21 protein-coding genes, 1 pseudogene and 1 riboswitch are annotated in these 19,766 nt (G+C 47.9%); of the genes and pseudogenes, 20 read left to right on the top strand and 2 right to left on the bottom strand.

What is annotated here, in order from left to right:
* A pseudogene (locus ACTRXH_RS14835) lies at positions 1 to 188 on the bottom strand (ectoine hydroxylase); the annotation flags it as partial.
* 438 nt (positions 189 to 626) lie between these two features.
* On the opposite strand from ACTRXH_RS14835, the gene ACTRXH_RS14830 reads away from it, so the two are divergent.
* From ACTRXH_RS14830 to ACTRXH_RS14745, 18 genes are all read left to right on the top strand, one after another.
* On the top strand, positions 627 to 986 hold the full coding sequence (locus ACTRXH_RS14830) for an arsenate reductase family protein (protein ID WP_474282793.1): 360 nt from the start codon (positions 627 to 629) through the stop codon (positions 984 to 986).
* Positions 987 to 1,016: 30 nt separating this feature from the next.
* Positions 1,017 to 1,400, top strand: coding sequence for a glycine cleavage system protein GcvH (gene gcvH / locus ACTRXH_RS14825; protein ID WP_079475537.1), 384 nt, complete (start codon positions 1,017 to 1,019; stop codon positions 1,398 to 1,400).
* Between the two features lie 156 nt (positions 1,401 to 1,556).
* Positions 1,557 to 1,662: riboswitch (SAM riboswitch) on the top strand.
* A 156-nt stretch (positions 1,663 to 1,818) separates the two neighbouring features.
* Positions 1,819 to 2,838: a methionine ABC transporter ATP-binding protein gene (locus tag ACTRXH_RS14820; protein ID WP_474282791.1), complete on the top strand. Its 1,020-nt coding sequence runs from the start codon at positions 1,819 to 1,821 to the stop codon at positions 2,836 to 2,838.
* A 7-nt stretch (positions 2,839 to 2,845) separates the two neighbouring features.
* Positions 2,846 to 3,499, top strand: a complete 654-nt coding sequence (locus ACTRXH_RS14815) for a methionine ABC transporter permease (RefSeq protein WP_474282798.1) — start codon at positions 2,846 to 2,848, stop codon at positions 3,497 to 3,499.
* 26 nt (positions 3,500 to 3,525) lie between these two features.
* A complete protein-coding gene (locus tag ACTRXH_RS14810; RefSeq protein WP_474263804.1) occupies positions 3,526 to 4,362 on the top strand; it encodes a MetQ/NlpA family ABC transporter substrate-binding protein in 837 nt (278 codons plus the stop codon).
* 401 nt (positions 4,363 to 4,763) lie between these two features.
* Positions 4,764 to 5,552 (top strand): Fe-S cluster assembly ATPase SufC, encoded by a 789-nt coding sequence (sufC, locus tag ACTRXH_RS14805; RefSeq protein ID WP_474263802.1) that lies wholly within the window; start codon positions 4,764 to 4,766, stop codon positions 5,550 to 5,552.
* A 25-nt stretch (positions 5,553 to 5,577) separates the two neighbouring features.
* Entirely contained in the window at positions 5,578 to 6,888 is a 1,311-nt protein-coding gene (gene sufD, locus ACTRXH_RS14800) for a Fe-S cluster assembly protein SufD (protein ID WP_474263800.1), read from the top strand.
* A complete protein-coding gene (locus tag ACTRXH_RS14795) occupies positions 6,888 to 8,111 on the top strand; it encodes a cysteine desulfurase (protein ID WP_474282789.1) in 1,224 nt (407 codons plus the stop codon). The genes sufD and ACTRXH_RS14795 overlap by 1 nt, the downstream gene beginning before the upstream one ends.
* Positions 8,098 to 8,544: a Fe-S cluster assembly sulfur transfer protein SufU gene (gene sufU, locus ACTRXH_RS14790; protein ID WP_091616365.1), complete on the top strand. Its 447-nt coding sequence runs from the start codon at positions 8,098 to 8,100 to the stop codon at positions 8,542 to 8,544. Before ACTRXH_RS14795 ends, sufU begins: the two co-directional genes overlap by 14 nt.
* Positions 8,545 to 8,613: 69 nt before the next feature.
* The gene (sufB, locus tag ACTRXH_RS14785; RefSeq protein WP_298785231.1) at positions 8,614 to 10,014 is read left to right on the top strand and encodes a Fe-S cluster assembly protein SufB; all 1,401 of its coding nucleotides are present in this window, start codon (positions 8,614 to 8,616) and stop codon (positions 10,012 to 10,014) included.
* Between the two features lie 121 nt (positions 10,015 to 10,135).
* Positions 10,136 to 11,005, top strand: a complete 870-nt coding sequence (locus tag ACTRXH_RS14780) for a DUF72 domain-containing protein (protein WP_474263815.1) — start codon at positions 10,136 to 10,138, stop codon at positions 11,003 to 11,005.
* 75 nt (positions 11,006 to 11,080) lie between these two features.
* Positions 11,081 to 12,484: a bifunctional metallophosphatase/5'-nucleotidase gene (locus ACTRXH_RS14775; protein WP_474282787.1), complete on the top strand. Its 1,404-nt coding sequence runs from the start codon at positions 11,081 to 11,083 to the stop codon at positions 12,482 to 12,484.
* Between the two features lie 97 nt (positions 12,485 to 12,581).
* Complete coding sequence (locus ACTRXH_RS14770; protein WP_474263793.1) at positions 12,582 to 13,376, top strand: thymidylate synthase; 795 nt, start codon at positions 12,582 to 12,584, stop codon at positions 13,374 to 13,376.
* On the top strand, positions 13,373 to 13,861 hold the full coding sequence (locus tag ACTRXH_RS14765; RefSeq protein WP_474282785.1) for a dihydrofolate reductase: 489 nt from the start codon (positions 13,373 to 13,375) through the stop codon (positions 13,859 to 13,861). The genes ACTRXH_RS14770 and ACTRXH_RS14765 overlap by 4 nt, the downstream gene beginning before the upstream one ends.
* A gap of 223 nt (positions 13,862 to 14,084) precedes the next feature.
* A complete protein-coding gene (locus ACTRXH_RS14760) occupies positions 14,085 to 15,596 on the top strand; it encodes a sodium-dependent transporter (RefSeq protein WP_474282783.1) in 1,512 nt (503 codons plus the stop codon).
* A gap of 1 nt (position 15,597) precedes the next feature.
* Entirely contained in the window at positions 15,598 to 15,702 is a 105-nt protein-coding gene (locus ACTRXH_RS14755; RefSeq protein WP_022793941.1) for a methionine/alanine import family NSS transporter small subunit, read from the top strand.
* 195 nt (positions 15,703 to 15,897) lie between these two features.
* Entirely contained in the window at positions 15,898 to 16,821 is a 924-nt protein-coding gene (lipA, locus tag ACTRXH_RS14750) for a lipoyl synthase (protein ID WP_474282796.1), read from the top strand.
* 41 nt (positions 16,822 to 16,862) lie between these two features.
* On the top strand, positions 16,863 to 17,234 hold the full coding sequence (locus ACTRXH_RS14745; protein ID WP_474263785.1) for a YutD family protein: 372 nt from the start codon (positions 16,863 to 16,865) through the stop codon (positions 17,232 to 17,234).
* Between the two features lie 28 nt (positions 17,235 to 17,262).
* Here the strand turns inward: ACTRXH_RS14745 and glpX are convergent, their stop codons facing one another.
* Entirely contained in the window at positions 17,263 to 18,234 is a 972-nt protein-coding gene (gene glpX, locus ACTRXH_RS14740; protein WP_474282781.1) for a class II fructose-bisphosphatase, read from the bottom strand.
* A gap of 156 nt (positions 18,235 to 18,390) precedes the next feature.
* On the opposite strand from glpX, the gene ACTRXH_RS14735 reads away from it, so the two are divergent.
* Both ACTRXH_RS14735 and ACTRXH_RS14730 read left to right on the top strand, forming a co-directional pair.
* On the top strand, positions 18,391 to 18,849 hold the full coding sequence (locus tag ACTRXH_RS14735; RefSeq protein WP_474282779.1) for a DUF86 domain-containing protein: 459 nt from the start codon (positions 18,391 to 18,393) through the stop codon (positions 18,847 to 18,849).
* Between the two features lie 15 nt (positions 18,850 to 18,864).
* Positions 18,865 to 19,635 (top strand): TIGR01457 family HAD-type hydrolase, encoded by a 771-nt coding sequence (locus ACTRXH_RS14730; protein ID WP_474263778.1) that lies wholly within the window; start codon positions 18,865 to 18,867, stop codon positions 19,633 to 19,635.
* Positions 19,636 to 19,766: the final 131 nt, after the last annotated feature.

Raw genomic sequence — 19,766 nt, 5'->3', positions numbered from 1 at the left:
TTCATCATTTCAACTTCCTCATCGGTAAACAGCTTCTGGAGCATGAGGTAGCCGTTCTCGTCGTAAAAGTCCAGTTCCTTCTGCTGCAATGGGCCATCATAGCCGGCGCTTCCGTGGACTACCGGATCCTTCCGGTCCATGATTTCCTTATGATCGCCTTGTCTGGATGGATATTTATCGACTGCCATTGTTGCAAATACCTCCTTTATATTTTAACCAAAGGATTAAATCCCCGGTCAGTCAGACACATTCCCGGCTTAAAAAGGAATAAACATTAGAAACGGAAAATTTTAAATAATTAAATAAGCAGGAAAACTTCTAAGGCGGATATGATGCGTACTGGAAGCATATTAAAAAAATTCACTTTTTTTAAGCGGTAACATCATCTCTGGATCACTTAGTATATATTTGCGTACTTCCTGATGTGCCGGGAGCTTGCGAATGAATTTCGTCCTTCTGGACAGGATCGGTGAAATATGAAGCGCTGCCTTTGCTTTTAAATTCACCTCTTCATCTAATCGAGTGTTAAAGGCTTCGCCCGGCATTAAAAAGCAAAATGAAACTTTCCAATGAGGAAGGTTTCCGCTACAATAAAAGGGAAGAAAGCGTATGGAGGAGGCCTGGCATTGGCACTTACTTTTTACGGGTATCCCCCGTGCAGTACATGCCGCAAAGCAAAAAAGTGGCTGGAAGCAGAGAATATTTCTTTTGACGAGTATCATATTGTGGAACATCCGCCTTCGAAAAAAGAATTAAAGGCATGGAAAGAAAAGGAAGGACTTGAATGGAAGCAGTTCTTTAACACCAGTGGGAAGAAGTACCGGGAAATGGACCTGAAAACACGGCTGCCCGAAGCATCTGAAGAAGAGATTCTGGAATGGCTCGCTTCTGACGGAATGCTTTTAAAAAGGCCTATTGTGACAGACGGCGAGAGTGTTACCCTCGGGTTTAAGGAACCAGTTTTTGAGGAAAAGTGGAAAGCGTAATAGTATTCATTTGAAGGAGGATGATTGTGTATGAGTGTACCAGATGAACTTTTATATTCAGAAGAACATGAATGGGTGAAAAAAGAAGATGGCCGTCTTCGCGTCGGTGTGACAGATTTTGCCCAGTCCGAGCTTGGCGATATTGTATTCGTGGAACTTCCGGAAGTAGGAGATGAACTCGAGGCCGGAGAGCCATTTGGAAGTGTAGAATCTGTTAAAACGGTCTCAGAGCTTTACGCCCCGGTTACAGGAAAGGTCGTAGAAATTAATGAAGACCTGGATGATTCTCCTGAGTTTGTCAACGAATCTCCGTATGAAAAAGCCTGGATGATTGTGGTAGAACCCTCCAATGAAAGTGAATTGGATGACCTGATGTCACCAGCCCAGTATTCGGACATGGTAAGCGACGATTAATACTGATTTACATAGGAGCTGGCCTCTTGGGAGGCAGCTCCTTTTTATAAGCAGCTGTTTTCGAGCCTTGCAGGGACAGGAACTAAAAGGTTGACGCTTACAGGCAAAGGTGCTATTATCAGTAGCATCGTCAAATATGAACGGATAATCATCGTTCACTTATCAAGAGAGGTGGAGGGGCTGGCCCTGTGAAACCCGGCAACCAGTCTGCATAAGCAGACATGGTGCCAATTCCTGCAGGCAAACGTCTGCAAGATGAGTGGAAAGGATCCTTTAAAACCTTTCTGCTCGTGTGCAGAAGGGTTTTTTCTTTATGATCCGGTATGGAAAGAATCATTGCCGGAATCATGACGATTTAAAACATACTAATTACATCGTTTTAATAAAGATAAAGAAAAGCGATGAAGGAGAGAGCGGTATGATCGAATTAAAAGGTTTATCCAAAGCCTTTCAGACAAAAACACAAACCGTCACCGCCGTAGATAACGTCAGCCTTTCTATTGATGAAGGAGAAATTTTCGGCATTATCGGCTACAGCGGCGCAGGCAAAAGTACGCTTGTGAGGCTGTTAAATAAGCTCGAAACCGCCACCAGCGGTGAAGTAACCATTGAAGGGGAAAGCATCACTTCCCTGAAGGGGCAGTCTCTGCGCAGCGCCCGCCAGGAAATTGGCATGGTGTTTCAGCATTTTAATCTGTTGTGGTCCCGGACGGTAGCAGAAAATATTGCGTTTCCGCTCGAAATTGCAAAACAGTCAAAACAGGAACGGGCGAGACGGGTGCAGGAGCTGGTGAACCTTGTCGGCCTCGAAGGCCGGGAGGACTCGTACCCTTCCCAGCTGAGCGGGGGGCAGAAGCAGCGGGTTGGCATTGCAAGAGCCCTTGCAAACAATCCGAAGGTGCTGCTGTGCGATGAAGCGACCTCGGCGCTGGATCCGAAAACAACAGATTCTATTCTTGCTCTGCTCACAGACATTAATAAAAAGCTGGGGCTTACCATTGTCCTGATCACGCACGAAATGCACGTGATCCGTAAAATCTGTCACCGGGTGGCAGTAATGGAAAACGGCAAAGTCGTGGAAGAAGGGCCTGTACTTCAGGTATTCCGGAACCCGAAGGAATATATGACTAAAGAATTTGTTCGTCAGATTACGGAGCCGGAGGAAGACGCGTCGGAAATCGTATTCAATGAAGAAGAAACCGGCACAGTTGTGCAGCTGAAATTTTTGGAAAACAAGGCAGAGCAGCCGTTCATTTCCAAAGTCATCCGCCAGTTTGATGTGGACGTAAATATTATTCAGGGAAAAATTTCCCAGACGCAGCGCGGCAGCTACGGTTCCCTGTTTATCCGCATCAAAGGCAGCAGTGAAGAAATAAACAAAGCGCTGAACTACCTCCGCGAGGAAGAAATAGAAGCAGAGGTGATGGAGCGTGCTTAACACATGGATGGAAGAAATTAATTGGGAAAACATGTGGGTTGCTACGTGGGAAACCGTCTATATGAGTCTGATCGCGGTAGCAGCCACATTTTTACTTGGTACAATACTCGGAGTTCTGCTGTATTTAACAGATAAAGGGAACATGTGGGAAAACAAGCCGGTGCACACAGTGACAGCAGCGATCGTTAATATTTTCCGCTCTATTCCATTTATTATCCTGATCATTCTGCTTATTCCGTTTACAACCTTCCTGCTTGGTACGATGCTGGGCCCGAGTGCAGCACTGCCGGCACTGATTATCGGCGCAGCTCCGTTTTACGCCCGCCTGGTGGAAATTGGACTTAGAGAAGTGGATAAGGGCGTTATTGAAGCCTCTCAGGCAATGGGAGCGAGCCAGTGGCAGATCATTCAAAAAGTGCTTCTGCCGGAAGCGCTGCCGTCCTTAATCTCCGGCATCACCGTGACTGGTATTACGCTGGTCAGCTATACTGCCATGGCCGGTGTTGTAGGTGGCGGAGGTCTTGGGAACCTTGCGTATCAGGAAGGGTTCCAGCGCAGCAATAATGAAGTAGTATTTGTTGCTACAGTGCTGATTCTTGTTATTGTCTTCATTCTGCAGTGGATCGGCGATATTTGGACGAGACAGATAGATAAACGATAATTATTATATTAATGGGGGAATTTTTCATGAAAAAAACACTACTTGGCGTTTCACTACTTTCTACGGCAGTACTGGCAGCCTGCGGCTCTGATTCAGAATCAGGCGGCGGTTCCGAAGAAGAAACACAGACACTTACGGTAGGGGCTACAAGCGTCCCGCACGCAGAAATTCTGGAGTTTGCCGAAGACCAGCTGTCGGAAGAAAATGTGGAGCTTGAAATCGAAACATTCAATGACTATATTGTTCCAAACGAAGCGCTTGCTTCGGAAGAAATTGATGCAAACTATTTTCAGCATATTCCTTATCTTGAAGATCAGATGGAAGAAAATGAAGAGTTTGACTTCGTTAATATGGGCGGCATTCATATCGAGCCAATCGGTGTTTATTCCCAGGAGTATGACAGCCTTGATGCCCTTCCGGACGGAGCAGAAATAATTATGAGTAACTCGGTTGCAGACCACGGCCGGATTCTGCAGATGCTTGAGCAGGAAGGCGTCCTCACGCTTGAAGAAGGCGCCGGCGTTGAAGCAACAGTGGATGATATTGCCGAAAATCCGAAAGACCTGCAGTTCCAGGCGGACATTGACGCGGCTACGCTTCCGCAGGTGTATAATAACGGCGAAGGGGATGCAGTATTCATCAATTCCAACTATGCAATTGATGCAGAGCTGAACCCTCAGGAGGATGCCATTGCGCTTGAAAGTCCGGAAGATAATCCGTATGTGAATGTGATAGCAGCCCGGGCAGAGGATGAAGACAATGAAACAATTCAGACGCTTGTAGAAGTGCTGCAGTCGGATGAAACCCAGGAATTTATTGAAGAAGAATATGACGGAGCCGTCATTCCTGCAGAGCAGGAATAGCGGTCAGGCCGGACTCGTTTACTGAGTCCGGTTTTTTACATTGGGGGAAAAATAGAAGAGAATCTTCATTGAAAAAGTTTTTCCTTTTTTACTTCTCGGTGAGGTTTGGTATACTGTAAGAGTGAATGAAGAAAAGCATTGAATAGGGAGGGTCGTTCCTGCAAATGGTTTGTATAGGTGCCCTCCTTTTTGTATGAACGCTTTTATTGAGAATGAAGAGGATGTATTCTCATTTATTTCCCGTTGGTTTTTTTGCCATATAGTAGCAAAAAAATGAAATATATCGGGAGAGAAAGCGAGTTTGCTTGAAGTCAGTTTACATTTGTTATAAAATAATAATTATAATAAATAGAGAAAAAACAGCGGTTTCCGCTTGATTCCAAAATATGGAGGTATGCAAAATGGCAGCGCCAAACTTGAAAATTGAGAATTTGCACGTAGAAATTGAAGGTACTGAAATCATCAAAGGTTTCGATCTGGAAATGAACGGCGGAGAAATTCACGCAATCATGGGACCAAACGGAACGGGTAAATCCACCCTTGCTTCTGCAGTGATGGGCCACCCGAAGTATGAAATCACTAAAGGAACCATCACTCTTGATGGAGAAGACGTTCTCGACATGGAGGTTGACGAGCGTGCAAGAGCAGGCCTGTTCCTCGCTATGCAGTATCCGAGCGAAGTGAGCGGTGTAACAAACTCTGACTTCATGCGTTCGGCCATTAACGCTAAGCGCGGAGAAGGCAATGAAATTCAACTGATGAAATTTATCCGCCAGATGGATGAAAAAATGAACATGCTTGAAATTGACGAATCGTTTTCCCAGCGTTACTTAAACGAAGGGTTCTCCGGCGGTGAGAAAAAGCGTAACGAAATTCTTCAGCTTCTCATGATGGAGCCAAAGATCGCTATCCTGGACGAAATCGACTCCGGTCTTGATATCGACGCACTCAAAGTCGTTTCCAAAGGCGTAAATGACATGAAAAGCCCGGATTTCGGCTGCTTGATCATCACTCACTATCAGCGTCTCTTAAACTACATTACTCCGGATAAAGTGCACGTTATGATGCAGGGACGCATCGTTAAATCCGGCGGCGCCGAATTAGCTCAGCGCCTTGAAAACGAAGGCTATGAGTGGATTAAGGAAGAACTCGGCATTGAAAACGAACGCGTCGGAGAACCACAGGAATAATTTTAACAGCAGGGGAGGCGAAATTATGTCTATAGATACTACTTGGAAATATGACGAGAAATACGTTGAAGATTTCTCGGATAAACAGAACGAACCAAAGTGGCTGAAGGACCAGCGGCTAAGCGCCAGCCGCTTAGCGGAAAAGCTGGAAATGCCAAAGCCGGAAAAAACGAACATTAAAACGTGGAATTTCACCGAATTCGAACACGAAGGCACTCCGAAGGAAAGTTTTTCTTCGGCTGACGAACTGCACGAACAGGTACAGGGCCTTATCGATAAAAACGCTGCGCAGCAGAATCTCCTTGTGCAAAGAGATGGCCAGACGGTTCTGTATGAAGCAAGCGCTACGCTTGAAGAACAGGGCGTAATTTTCACAGACATCGCAACAGCGGCGATCGAGCACGGCGATCTGCTTGAGCGTTATTTCATGGGCAACGCGGTACAGGTGGATGAGCACCGTTTTACAGCGCTTAACGTAGCGCTCATGAACGGAGGTACATTCATCTACGTTCCGAAAAACGTAAAGGTTGAAGCTCCGCTTCAAACAATCTACTGGCTCGAACAGGCTGATATGGGACTGTTCAACCACGTGGTTATTGTAGCCGAAGCGAACAGCGAAGTGACGTACCTTGAAAACTACGTTTCCTATGATACAGAGACGCCTTCCGTTGTTAATGCGATCGCAGAGGTTTATGCAGAAGAAGGCGCGAACGTTTCCTTTGGCGGCGTGGACCACTTAGAGAAAGCGACTACGGTTTATACCAACCGCCGCGGCTACGCCCTCAAAGATGCAAGCATCGACTGGGCACTCGGCCAGATGAACGAAGGTAACACAGTATCGGACAATACGACTGCACTTGTAGGCGATGGTTCGACTTCTGACAAAAAATCTGTAGCTATCGGACGCGGAGAGCAGAGCCAGAACTTCTGGGCCCATATTATCCAGTTTGGTAAAAACACAGACGGCCAGATTTTGACCCACGGCGTTATGAAAGACAAAGCTTCTGCTATCTTCAACGGCGTTAACAAAATTGAACACGGAGCGACAAAAGCCAACGGGGAACAGACCGAGCGTGTGCTTATGCTCAGCGAACGTGCCCGTGGCGACGCGAACCCGATTCTTCTTATTGATGAGGACGACGTTACGGCCGGTCACGCAGCTTCTGTAGGCCGTGTTGATCCGGTTCAGCTTTACTATATGATGAGCCGCGGTATTCCGCAGACAGAAGCAGAGCGCCTGATTATTCACGGCTTCCTTGCTCCAGTAGTAGACGCACTGCCAATTCAAGCTGTGAAAGATCGCCTGACGGAGGTTATCGAAAGGAAAGTGTACTAATGGATGTAAAAGCCATTCGTGAACAGTTTCCTATACTGCAGCAGGAAGTAAACGGAAGTCCGCTTGTCTATCTTGACTCGGCGGCTACTTCCCAAAAGCCGCTGCAGGTAATTGAAGCGGTCAGTGATTACTACCGCCGTTATAATTCAAACGTTCACCGGGGCGTGCATACACTTGGAAGCATGGCGACGGATGAGTACGAAGGGGCGCGGGAAAAAGTCCGCTCCTTCATCAATGCCCCTTCCTCGCAGCAGATCATTTTTAACCGCGGTACGACCGTCGGCATCAACACGGTAGCTTCGAGCTACGGAGATGCTCATCTGCAGGAAGGCGATGAAATCGTCCTTACAGAAAAAGAACATCATTCCAATATTATTCCGTGGCAGCAGGCAGCAAAACGTAACGGAGCCCGTCTCCGGTACGTGGAGCTAGAAGCAGACGGAACGGTGACGGCAGAAAATGTACGCAGGGCCGTTTCCGAAAAAACAAAAATTGTGGCGGTCAGTCATGTGTCAAACGTACTTGGCACGGTGGACCCTATTAAAGATATCGCTGCTATCGCCCATGAACATGGAGCGGTCATCGTCGTGGACGGGGCGCAGAGCGTACCGCATATGGCAGTGGACGTACAGGATCTGGGTGTGGACTTTTACGCCTTTTCCGGCCACAAAATGGGAGGTCCAACCGGTATAGGGGTACTCTATGGCAGAAAATCTCTCCTGGAAAATATGGAGCCGGTGGAATTTGGCGGTGAAATGATTGACTTTGTAGGGCTGTATGATTCAACATGGAAGGAAACCCCGTGGAAGTTTGAAGGGGGCACACCGATCATTGCTGGTGCTATTGGTTTAGGAGCAGCAATTGATTTCCTGAAACAGATAGGCCTGGATAACATTGCTGCTCATGAGAAAGAGCTCGGCCAATACGCGCTGAAGCAGTTATCGGCGGTGGATGGACTGGATATATACGGACCGAAGGAACGGACTGGCATTGTGACATTCAATGTGCAGGATGTGCATCCGCATGATGTTGCCACCGTGCTCGATGCGGAAGGCATTGCGGTACGCGCCGGCCATCACTGTGCCCAGCCGTTAATGAAGTGGCTTGATGTAGCTTCTACCGCCCGTGCCAGTTTTTATCTTTATAACTCCACAGAAGATATTGATGCTTTGGCAGAGGGGTTAATAAGAGTAAAGGAGTATTTCGGTGATGTCTTCGCATAATTTAGATACACTTTACCGCCAGGTCATCATGGATCACTATAAAAATCCAAGAAACAAAGGTGACCTGGAGGAAGAAACACTTCATGTCAACATGAACAATCCAACTTGCGGCGACCGCATTCAGCTTCAGCTGAAAGTGGAAGAGGAAAAAATCGCCGATGCAAGGTTTGTCGGGGAAGGCTGCTCGATCAGCTTGTCCTCCGCTTCGATGATGACAGAGGCTGTCAAAGGTCATACTGTCGAAGAAGCACTGGATATGGCACAGATGTTTTCGCAGTTAATGCAGGGCGAAGAAATCGATGATACGAAATACGACCTTGGCGATATCGAAGCTCTGCAGGGCGTAACGAAGTTTCCTGCCCGTATTAAATGCGCAACACTTGCGTGGAAAGCCATGGAAAAAGGGTTAGTGGAAGAAGAAAACCGTTCATAATACAGCAACGCGCTTGAAACACAGCGGGGATGACAATATTTATTCCCGACTCTAAGGAGGTATTTTCATATGGCAAAACAAATGCCGGAAATTGGTGAAGACTATCAGTATGGTTTTCATGACAAAGACGTTTCCATTTTCCGTTCTGGTAAAGGCCTCACAGACGAAATTGTAAAAGAAATTTCTAAAATTAAAGAAGAGCCGCAGTGGATGCTCGACTTCCGTCTGAAATCCCTCGAGATCTTCTATAAAAAACCAATGCCGCAATGGGGCGGCGATCTCTCCGGACTGGACTTTGACGCTATTACGTATTACGTAAAACCGTCTGAGCGTTCTGAAAAATCATGGGACGAAGTGCCGGAAGAAATCAAAAACACGTTCGACAAGCTTGGTATTCCGGAAGCGGAGCAAAAGTATCTGGCAGGGGTTTCTGCACAGTACGAATCCGAAGTTGTATATCACAACATGGAAAAAGAGCTTGAAGATCAGGGTATCGTGTTTAAAGACACAGATACAGCAGTGAAGGAAAACGAAGAATTGTTCCGTGAGCACTTCGGGAAAGTTATCCCTCCATCTGACAACAAATTCTCGGCGCTTAACTCCGCAGTATGGTCCGGCGGCTCCTTTATCTACGTACCAAAAGGTGCAAAAGTAGAAACGCCGCTTCAGGCTTATTTCCGGATTAATTCGGAAAACATGGGACAGTTTGAGCGTACGCTGATCATTGCAGACGAAGGCAGCTCCGTGCACTATGTGGAAGGTTGTACCGCACCAGTTTACTCCACGGATTCCCTGCACAGTGCCGTTGTTGAAATCATCGTGAAAAAGGATGCGTACTGCCGTTATACAACGATCCAAAACTGGGCGCCAAACGTTTACAACCTCGTAACAAAACGGGCAGTTGCCGACGAAGGTGCGACCATGGAATGGGTTGACGGTAACATCGGCTCCAAATTGACGATGAAATATCCATCGATTATTATGCGCGGCGAAGGTGCGAAAGGTACCGTTCTTTCCATCGCTATCGCCGGACGCGGTCAGCACCAGGATGCAGGCGCAAAAGTAATGCACCTGGCTCCAAACTGTTCCTCCACGATCGTTTCGAAATCCATTTCGAAGCAGGGCGGAAAAGTAACGTACCGCGGTATTGCGAACTTTGGACGCAAGTCCGACGGTTCCAAATCGAAAATCGAATGTGATACGTTGATTATGGATAACGAATCCACTTCGGATACGATTCCATACAACGAAATTTATAACAACAACATTGCTCTTGAACACGAAGCGACGGTATCTAAGGTATCGGAAGAGCAGCTCTTCTATCTGATGAGCCGTGGCGTTGGTGAACAGGAAGCAACTGAAATGATCGTTATGGGCTTCATTGAGCCGTTTACAAAAGAACTGCCAATGGAATATGCTGTAGAAATGAACCGTTTGATCAGCTTTGAAATGGAAGGCTCGATCGGTTAATTTCCCGGCCCGGTACGAAAATGGAAACTGTCCTTTAAAGAGCTGTTACTGCTCTGAAAAGGGCAGTTTTTTTGTTTTATTTTAAAGAAGAACGTGAAAAGAAAAGGGAGGTGAATAAATGATGATATATGTTGGTTTAACCGGCTGGGGGGACCATGATTCCCTTTATCCAAAAGGACTGAAGCAGACTGACAAGCTGAAAGAATACAGTAAATATTTCCCCACGGTAGAAGTGGATTCTTCCTTCTACGCTATACAGCCAAAGAAAAATATTGATAAATGGCTCCGGGAGACGCCGGAATCGTTTCAATTTATTATGAAGGCCTATCAGGAAATGACCGGACACCAGCGCGGCCCGAGTAAATATGAATCAAAAAAGGAAATGTTTGAGCAGTACGCCCTATCGGTACGCCCGATGAAGGAAGCAGGCAAGCTGGCGATGGTGCTGTGCCAGTTTCCACCCTGGTTTGAATGCAACCGGGAAAACGTGGACTACCTCCGTTACTTGAGAGACCAGCTGCACGAATTCCCCTGCGCCCTTGAGTTCCGCCATGAATCCTGGTTCCATCCGACCTTCCGGGAAAAAACGCTCGAATTCATGAAAAATGAAGACTGGATCCATTCGGTGGTAGATGAGCCACAGATCGAAGGCGGATCGGTGCCGATTGTGGAGGAGGCCACCACGTCTTCCAAAACTTTAATTCGTCTGCACGGCCGTGACAAGAACGCGTGGCTGAAGCCGGCACGGGGACAGGAGTGGCGCAAGGTGCGCTACCGTTATAACTATTCCGACGCAGAGCTTCAGGAATGGCGGGAACGGGCAGAAAGGCTGCAGAAAGAAAGCAGCGACGTTTACATGATTTTTAATAATAATTCCGAGCGCCATGCAGCCCCGAACGCGCGCCGGCTGCTCGAGCTTTCCGGTATAGAATACGAAGGGCTTACTCCAAAACAAACTTCGCTCTTTAATGACGAGCCCCGCGATTCGTAGTAAGATAAAAGAAGATGAAATGCACTCGTTCTGCACCTCAGCATGTGGAGACGAGCACAAAGGCGGTGAGACCTGTTGTCCTCCAGTTTTTCTGTTTACCTGTACCATACTAACGATATTCACAGCGATTTGGATCAATGGACACGCACAGCAGCATATTTAAAAGAACGGGAAAAATACCGGCAGGACCGGGGGGAGTCAGTCCTTCTTCTGGATCTCGGGGACCACACCGACCGGGTACACGCCGTCACAGAAGCTACACGTGGAAAAGGAAACGTGGAGCTGATGAACGAAGCCGGCATTCAGTATGCAGCGGTTGGAAACAATGAAGGCATCACGTTTGCAAAAGAAGAGCTGAATCATATGTACGATGACGCCGGGTTTCAGGTGCTTCTGGCGAACTTGTTTGATACCGACGGCCGCCGTCCCAGCTGGGCGGAGCCATATAGTATCCATACGACAAAAGAAGGGGTACGGATTGGCCTGCTCGGGGTAACCGTTCCTTTTTATCCGTTTTATGAAGGGCTGGACTGGAAAATTACAGACCCGGAGCACGTGATAGAAACATTTCTGCCCGAGCTCCGGGAACAGTCTGACGTAATGATTTTAATGTCGCACCTGGGCTATCCAAAGGATTTGGAGCTCGCTTCCTCCTATGATTTTAATGTTATTCTGGGAGCGCACACCCACCATCTGCTTGAAGAGCCGGAATGGGTGAACAATACATTAATTACACAATGCGGCAAGTTTGGCACGCACGCAGGGGAGCTCGAGCTCCTGTTTGAAGGGGATACTCAGCGCCTCTCCGGCATCGTGGGCAAAACGGTGGATATGCGCAGGCTAAAGCCTTCCCCAATGACTGAAAGGCTTCTGGGAGCGCTCGAGGACGAAGCAGATAAAGACATGAATGAAATAGTGACAGAAATTGCAGAGCCATTATCCGTGTCATGGACTCAGGAGTCTCCATTTGCCTCGCTGCTTGCCGATGGGCTGCGGGAATGGTGTAAAACGGAGATATCTATGCTGAATTCAGGACTGCTGCTTCATTCGCTGCCGGCAGGACCGGTGACGAAAAAAGATATTCACCGCCTGTGTCCTCACCCGATTAACCCATGCGTAGTGGCAGTAAAAGGGCATGTGCTTGAAGAGGTAGTGAAAAAAGCTTTTACGGAGGAAATGATCCGTCTGCCGCTGAAAGGCTTTGGCTTCCGCGGGGAGATGCTTGGCCACATGGTATTCAGTGGCATGCAGATTGAAGCGGACTACGAATATGGAGAGTGGACGGTGCAGAGTATCCGTATCGGACACGATTTGCTTAATCACGAAGAAACGTATGAGCTGGCCACGCTTGATATGTTCACACTCGGGCCGTTGTACACCGGCTTGTCCAACGCAGAGTCGAAACAATACTATATGCCGGAAATGATGCGGGACATTCTGGCCGATGTGCTGGTAAAGCAGTATACGGCCGGTTCCTGATGAACCGCCTGCAGATGGAAAGCCTTCAGCCTGCTGTTAAGCTTGAAGGTGCTTCTGTCAAGCGGTAATTGAAGTAAAAACATAGGGAGGCACAAACGTGAAACAATACTTAGATCTCTGTCGGCATGTACTTGAAAATGGCGGAAAGAAGAATGACAGAACCGGCACTGGAACAATCAGCACCTTTGGATGGCAGATGCGCTTTGACCTGCAGCAGGGTTTCCCGGTGATCACTACAAAAAAGCTGCACCTGCGTTCCATTATTCATGAACTGCTTTGGTTTTTACAGGGAGAAACGAACATTGCCTACCTGAAAGAAAATAAAGTGAAAATCTGGGATGCCTGGGCAGACGAAGAAGGCAATTTAGGGCCGATTTACGGCAAGCAGTGGCGGTCATGGGAGGGATCTGGAGGAAAAACAGTGGACCAGATTTCTGACGTGGTGGAAGCGATCAAAACAAATCCAGACTCAAGGAGACTGATCGTCAGCGCCTGGAACGCAGCAGAGATTGAAGATATGGCGCTTGCGCCTTGCCACTGCCTGTTCCAGTTCTACGTCCAGGACGGCAGGCTGTCATGCCAGCTCTACCAGCGGAGTGCAGATATTTTTCTCGGCGTGCCGTTTAACATTGCTTCGTATGCTCTTTTGACGCAAATGATCGCGCACGTATGTGACCTTGAGCCCGGAGAGTTTATTCATACATTTGGGGATGCTCATATTTATAACAACCACGTGGAACAAATCAAAACTCAGCTTGAGCGCGAGCCGCGAAGCCTTCCGGAAATGAAAATCACGCGGAAGGTGGATTCCATTTTCGATTTTACTATTGATGATTTTTCCCTCGAAGGGTACGACCCGCATCCCCATATTAAAGGAGAGGTGTCTGTATGATCGCATTTGTAGCTGCAGTCGCAAACAACCGGGTGATCGGATATAAAAATGACCTTCCCTGGCATCTTCCTGCTGACTTGAAGCATTTTCAGCAGGTAACAAAGCACGGAACTGTTATTATGGGCAGGAAAACGTTCGAATCGATGAACGGGCCGCTCCCGTCACGCACCAATATCGTTATTACAGGTAATACGGACTGGTCGCACGAAGGTGCTCAGGTGGTGAACGATATTGAAGAAATCCGCCGGCTTGCCGGAGAAGAAAAGCTTTACTATGTTATCGGAGGCAGCGGCATTTTTACGGAGCTGCTGCCGGATGCCTCCTACATGTATCTAACCCATATTGACGCCGATGTTTCGGGAGATACGTACTTTCCGGAATGGAACGAATCAGAATGGGAGATTGTTGAACAGGAAGAAGGGCCCGTGGATGAGAAAAACAAGCATCCACACCGTTACGTAACCTATAAGCGAAAAAATAATTAATGTAGTATCTAAAAGTCCTGCTGCAACTTTCTGGTTGTAGCAGGATAATTTTATTTATCTAAATTAAAAACAAAAGCAGCAAATATAAGAACGCTTCCAAAAAACTTTTCCGTTATGTACTTTGACAAGGCAAAGAAAGATAAATATAATGAATTATCAGACAAAAGTTGTGCATCGGCAGATGTCCACATAGTCATGTAACAGATAAAAAGGAGGAAGCTTCATGGCTGCAAGAGAACAATGGGGAACACGTGCGGGTTTTATTATGGCAGCAGTCGGATCTGCGATCGGGCTCGGAAACATCTGGCGCTTTCCGGCGACGGCATTTGAAAACGGCGGCGGCGCGTTTTTTGTCCCATATTTATTTGCGCTGCTGACAGCAGGTATTCCACTTTTGATCATGGAATTTACCATGGGTCATAAATACCGGAGCGCAGCACCAAGAACGTATTCAAAAATGAACAAAAATGTGGAGTGGATCGGCTGGTGGGCCGTGGCGGTAGCATTTGTTATTTCTACATATTATCCTGTTATCATCGCCTGGTCCCTCTCCTATACGATTTTTTCTTTCAATTTAAGCTGGGGGGCAGACACCGAAGCATTTTTGTTTAACGACTATCTGCAGCTGGCAGATCCCGGGCAGTTCGGTGGTATGACGATCGGAGTACTTATTCCGTTAATCATCGTCTGGGCGATCGCGCTCGGCATATTATTTAAAGGGGTGCAGCGAGGTATTGAACTGGCGAACCGGATTTTTATTCCGACGCTGGTCGTTATCTTCCTTATCATTTGCATCCGCGCGGTTACTCTTCCGGGCGCAGCAGAGGGGCTTCAGGCTTTCTTTGAACCGGATTTCGGGGCGCTCACCCAGGGAGGCGTCTGGGTAGCTGCATACGGGCAGATTTTCTTTAGTTTATCAATCGCTTTTGCGATTATGATTACCTATTCCAGTTATCTGCCGAAAAAATCGGACATTACAAACAATGCCTTTATTACGGGCTTTAGTAACTCAAGCTTTGAGCTGCTGGCTGGGATTGGCGTCTTTTCAGCTCTCGGGTTTATGGCTCAACAGCTGGATGTGGGAGTAGAAGAAGTAGTAGCCGGCGGTGTTGGACTTGCCTTTGTTGTCTTTCCGCAGATCATCAGTGAATTTCCGGCGCTCAGCGGCCTGTTTGGTGTTCTTTTCTTCCTGTCGCTCGCCCTGGCCGGGTTGTCATCACTGATTTCTATCGCTGAAACGTACATTAAAGGACTGCAGGAAAAATTCGGCTGGACGCGCGGGAAAGCAGTCGGTATCGGCGGCGGTGCAGCGGCACTGTGTTCTCTGATATTTGCTACCCGTGGCGGCTTGAACTTCCTTGATGCGGCCGATTACTTTATCAACCAATTTGGTGTGGCCCTCCTCGGGCTGGTGGAAGTAGTATTGATTGCCTGGGTGCTCCGCAAGCTGCCGGAATTTCAACAGCACGCCAACGCCATTTCTGATATCCGTCTTGGCGGCTGGTGGAAGGTATGTCTTAGTGTGATCACGCCAATTGTGCTTGGTTACATGATGATTGATTTATTCCTGCAAAACATTTTAAAGCAGTTTGATACCGAAAATGGAAATTACGCCGGGTATACAGATGGATTTATTTTCGCCAGCGGTTGGGCTGTGGCCCTGGCTGCTTTAGCGGCGGGTGTTATTATGTCCCTCATACGCTGGAAAGGCTTATCCAAAGAGGAGGCTGAGTAAATTGACAGCTGGAGCAATTATAACAATGGTCGTAGGAATGGTTATTATATGGGGCGGTCTTGTGGCAAGTCTTTTAAACGCAAAAAAAGCCTCGAAACAAAAATAAAATGAAGCAGCCCGGGAGGAAGCAGCCGGGCTGCTTTTTTTCCGCCTGCTGACGGATTTGCAGGTGATGAAGAAGGACGTCTATGAATTGTCTGAACCTGTGGAACGTGTTAAAGTATAAAGGAAAACAGTAGAAACTGGCCAGTCTAATCAAACATATACTACAGATAGAGTACAAACAGGCTTTTTATTATTCATAACTGGGAGTGAGAGCATCATGACAAAAACGGAAGAATACGTTCGCAAGCCGGAATGGCTGAAAATAAAACTAAACACCAATGAGTCCTACAAAGGACTGAAAAAGATGATGCGGGAAAAAAATCTTCACACGGTATGTGAAGAAGCCAGATGCCCGAACATCCACGAATGCTGGGCAGTCAGAAAAACGGCTACATTCATGATTCTCGGTGATACCTGTACGCGCGGCTGCCGTTTCTGCGCCGTTAAAACCGGTCTTCCAAACGAACTGGACTGGGGCGAGCCTGAACGTGTTGCGGATTCCGTCGAACAAATGGGTCTGAAGCACGTCGTTATTACAGCGGTGGCAAGAGATGACCTTAAAGACGGAGGCTCGGAAGTATTTGCCGAAACCATCCGTGCGGTCCGCCGGAAAAACCCGGGCACGACAATCGAAGTGCTCCCATCAGACATGTCCGGCACTCCGGAAAACCTGGATATTTTGATGGAAGCAAGACCGAACATCCTGAACCACAATATTGAAACAGTGGAACGGTTAACGCCGCGGGTGCGCGCCCGTGCAAAATACCGTCGTTCCCTGGATTTCCTTCAGTATTCTAAAGAGCTTCATCCGGACATTCCAACCAAATCGAGCCTGATGGTCGGCCTCGGGGAAACAAAAGAGGAAATCATTCAGGCTATGGATGACCTGCGGGCACACGACGTGGATATTATGACAATCGGACAGTATCTGCAGCCGACGAAGAAGCATTTAAAAGTACAAAGATATTATACGCCGGAGGAATTTGCAGAGCTGAAAGAAATTGCAATGACAAAAGGATTCAGCCACTGTGAATCCGGGCCGCTTGTGCGTTCTTCCTACCATGCTGACGAGCAGGTAAACGAAGCACAGGTACAGATGGAAGCAAGCAAGTATCAATAAATGAGAGACCGCCCCCTGGAAAAACCAGTTCCTCTTTTCGGATGCTGGTTTTTCTTTTGGAAGGGCCAGGCTCAGCAAAGGAGGGGAGCTCATTGATTCAGGTTCAGGGACAGCGTTATGAATTGCTCGAAAACTTTCGGGATGGCTGGAGTGAAGAAGCGTTTAAAGAGCGTTACAGTGAAGTACTGAACAAGTATGATTATGTCGTCGGGGACTGGGGGCATGAGCAGCTCCGCATGCGCGGCTTCTTTGAAAACGACCGTAAAAAAGTCCCCCACGATTTTAAAATCGGTACCCTTGAAGATTACTTGCTGGAGTACTGTAATTTTGGCTGTGCCTATTTTGTATTAAAAAAGGTTCGCCAGGAGCAAAAGGAAGAAACGCAGGAAGAAGCAGAAGAATCAGTAACGTAAAAACCCCCGTCGCGGGGGTTTTTGTTTATTATTCTTCAGCGAGAAGGTGGGGTTTGTAGTCAAGGTGATGCTGGGCTTTAATGTAGCGGACAGTACGGGTTTTGGCCCGCATGACGATAGAATCTGTTTCAGCAAGATCTCCTCCAAGAAAACGAACCCCGTCCAGCAGTTCACCGCTCGAAACACCGGTGGCCGCGAAGATAGCATCGTCTCCTTTAACGAGGTCAGACAGCTGAAGCACCTTGCTCGTATCCGTAATTCCCATAACTCTGCAGCGCTCTTTTTCTTCGGCGTCTGAGGGTACAAGGCGGGCCTGCATGTCTCCGCCGAGTGCTTTAATAGCGGCAGCTGAGATGACGCCTTCGGGAGCTCCGCCGGTGCCAAGGAATAAATCAATCCCGGTGCGCGGAAGCGCAGCTGCGATGGAAGCTCCTACATCCCCGTCACCAAAGAGTTTTACCCGGGCGCCTTTGGCCCGGACGCGGTCGATGAGCTGCTGATGACGATCGCGGTCCTGGATAATAACCGTGACGTCCCGGACCCGTTTGTTGCTTGTTTTAGCAATTGTATCGATGGTGGTCTCGATCGGATCGTCCAGGCGGACATGCCCTGCAGCCTTCGGTCCAACCGCGATTTTTTCCATATACATGTCCGGCGCATGAAGAAGTGTGCCCCGGTCCCCGATGGCAATGACAGCGACAGCGTTGGCCCGGCCGCTCGCAACGATATTTGTTCCTTCGAGCGGGTCAACAGCAATATCAACCTCAGGGCCTTCTCCGTCTCCCACTTCTTCTCCAATATAGAGCATAGGTGCTTCGTCGAGCTCCCCTTCACCTATGACGACCGTTCCGCGGCAGTGCACAGAGTCAAACATGGACCTCATCGAAGTCGTAGCAGCATCATCCGCTTCTATTTTTCTCCCACGTCCAAGCCACTGAGCAGAAGAAACAGCGGCTGCCTCTGTAACACGTACAATTTCAAGCGCCAGTTCTCTATCCATAAATAGATTTCATCCTTTCCTTTAAGAAGATGCATATGTAAAACTTGCAAAATGCTTAACTATCTTACCATATTTATGTGTCGTCTTCAGCGGTGGTTTTATCTGCAGATGCGGTTAGATATGCTACCATAGAGAATGAGAAAAGGAGGCAGAGTAATGTATTTTGTAGACCGAAAACAAATTGAGGACCGTCTGCAGTATATGGAGCAGCTTGGGCGTATATATAAGCAGATCCGGGAGGAAAGGACGGCAGGCACGCAGCTCGCGCTCGAAAGACTAGCGCACGGGTGGATCGAAGCGCTGATAGATGTCGGCAATCAGATGATTGATGGTTTTATTATGAGGGATCCGGGCAGCTATGAAGATATTCTCGATATCCTTGAGGACGAACGGGTACTCGAATCTGAAGTGATTAGCCGGCTGAAACCGCTGGTAGCATTCCGGAAAAAACTTGTGCAGGAATTTACTGCTATTGAATCCACCGAAATCAGGCAGGTGCTCGAGGAAGCGGAGCCTGCTGTAGAGAAGGTGAGCCCGTCGGTAAGGAATTATCTCGAGGAGGAGCTCGGACCGGTATCTGCCTTCCTGCCCGAGGAGAAGGATACAAAGGAATAAAGGAGGCGGACGGCCATGAAAAAGTATAAAGCATATTTAATTGATCTGGACGGGACGGTGTACCGGGGAAGCGAACCGATCCCGGAAGCTGTACGGTTTGTGAATCAGCTTCATGATAAAGGTATCCCGCATTTATATATGACCAACAACTCCACCTCAGCCCCCGAAACGGTTGCTGAACGATTGGCAGGCATGGGAGTGAAGTGCGTAGCAGACCAGGTGATGACAACATCACTTGCGACAGCCAGATACTTATATGAGCAGGCACCCTCTGCCAGGGTGTATGTAGTTGGAGAGCAGGGACTTCAGGAAGCGCTGGAGAATTACGGCTTTCATCTTACGGAAACCAACCCGGATGCCGTCGTAATGGGACTTGACCGCAGTATTACATACGATAAACTGAGCAGGGCAACGGTAGCGGTACGGAGCGGTGCTATGTTCATTTCGACAAATGAAGATGCCGCTGTTCCCACCGAGCAGGGCTTTCATCCTGGCAACGGGGCGCTCACTTCAGTCGTTACGACCGCTGCGCAGAAAGAACCAGTGTTTATCGGCAAGCCACAGCCTATTATGGTGGACATGGCGATGCAGGCGCTCGGACTGGCCAAAGAAGAAGTGGCGTTAATCGGGGACAATTATGATACCGATATTCTCGCCGGGATACGAGCAGGAATAGATACAATTCATGTGAACACGGGAGTTACCAGCAGGGAGGCGGCAGCTGGCAAAGAAATTCCTCCTGCCTACCAGGTGGAAACACTGGCAGAGTGGGCTGATTATCTATAGCTTTTTTTGCTGTAATGGTTGCGAGTTGAAAATAATATCGTTATAATGTCCTTTATAGAAAGACATTTGTTTACCTAAAATAAACATTATACAAATAAAGAATGTAATAAAGGTTTTAGAGGGAGTTAGGA

The organism is Marinococcus sp. LNHM5E3-2.1 (assembly GCF_056034365.1).
Note: the sequence above shows the minus strand (reverse complement) of the source record. Positions and strands in the feature narration are given on the sequence as shown.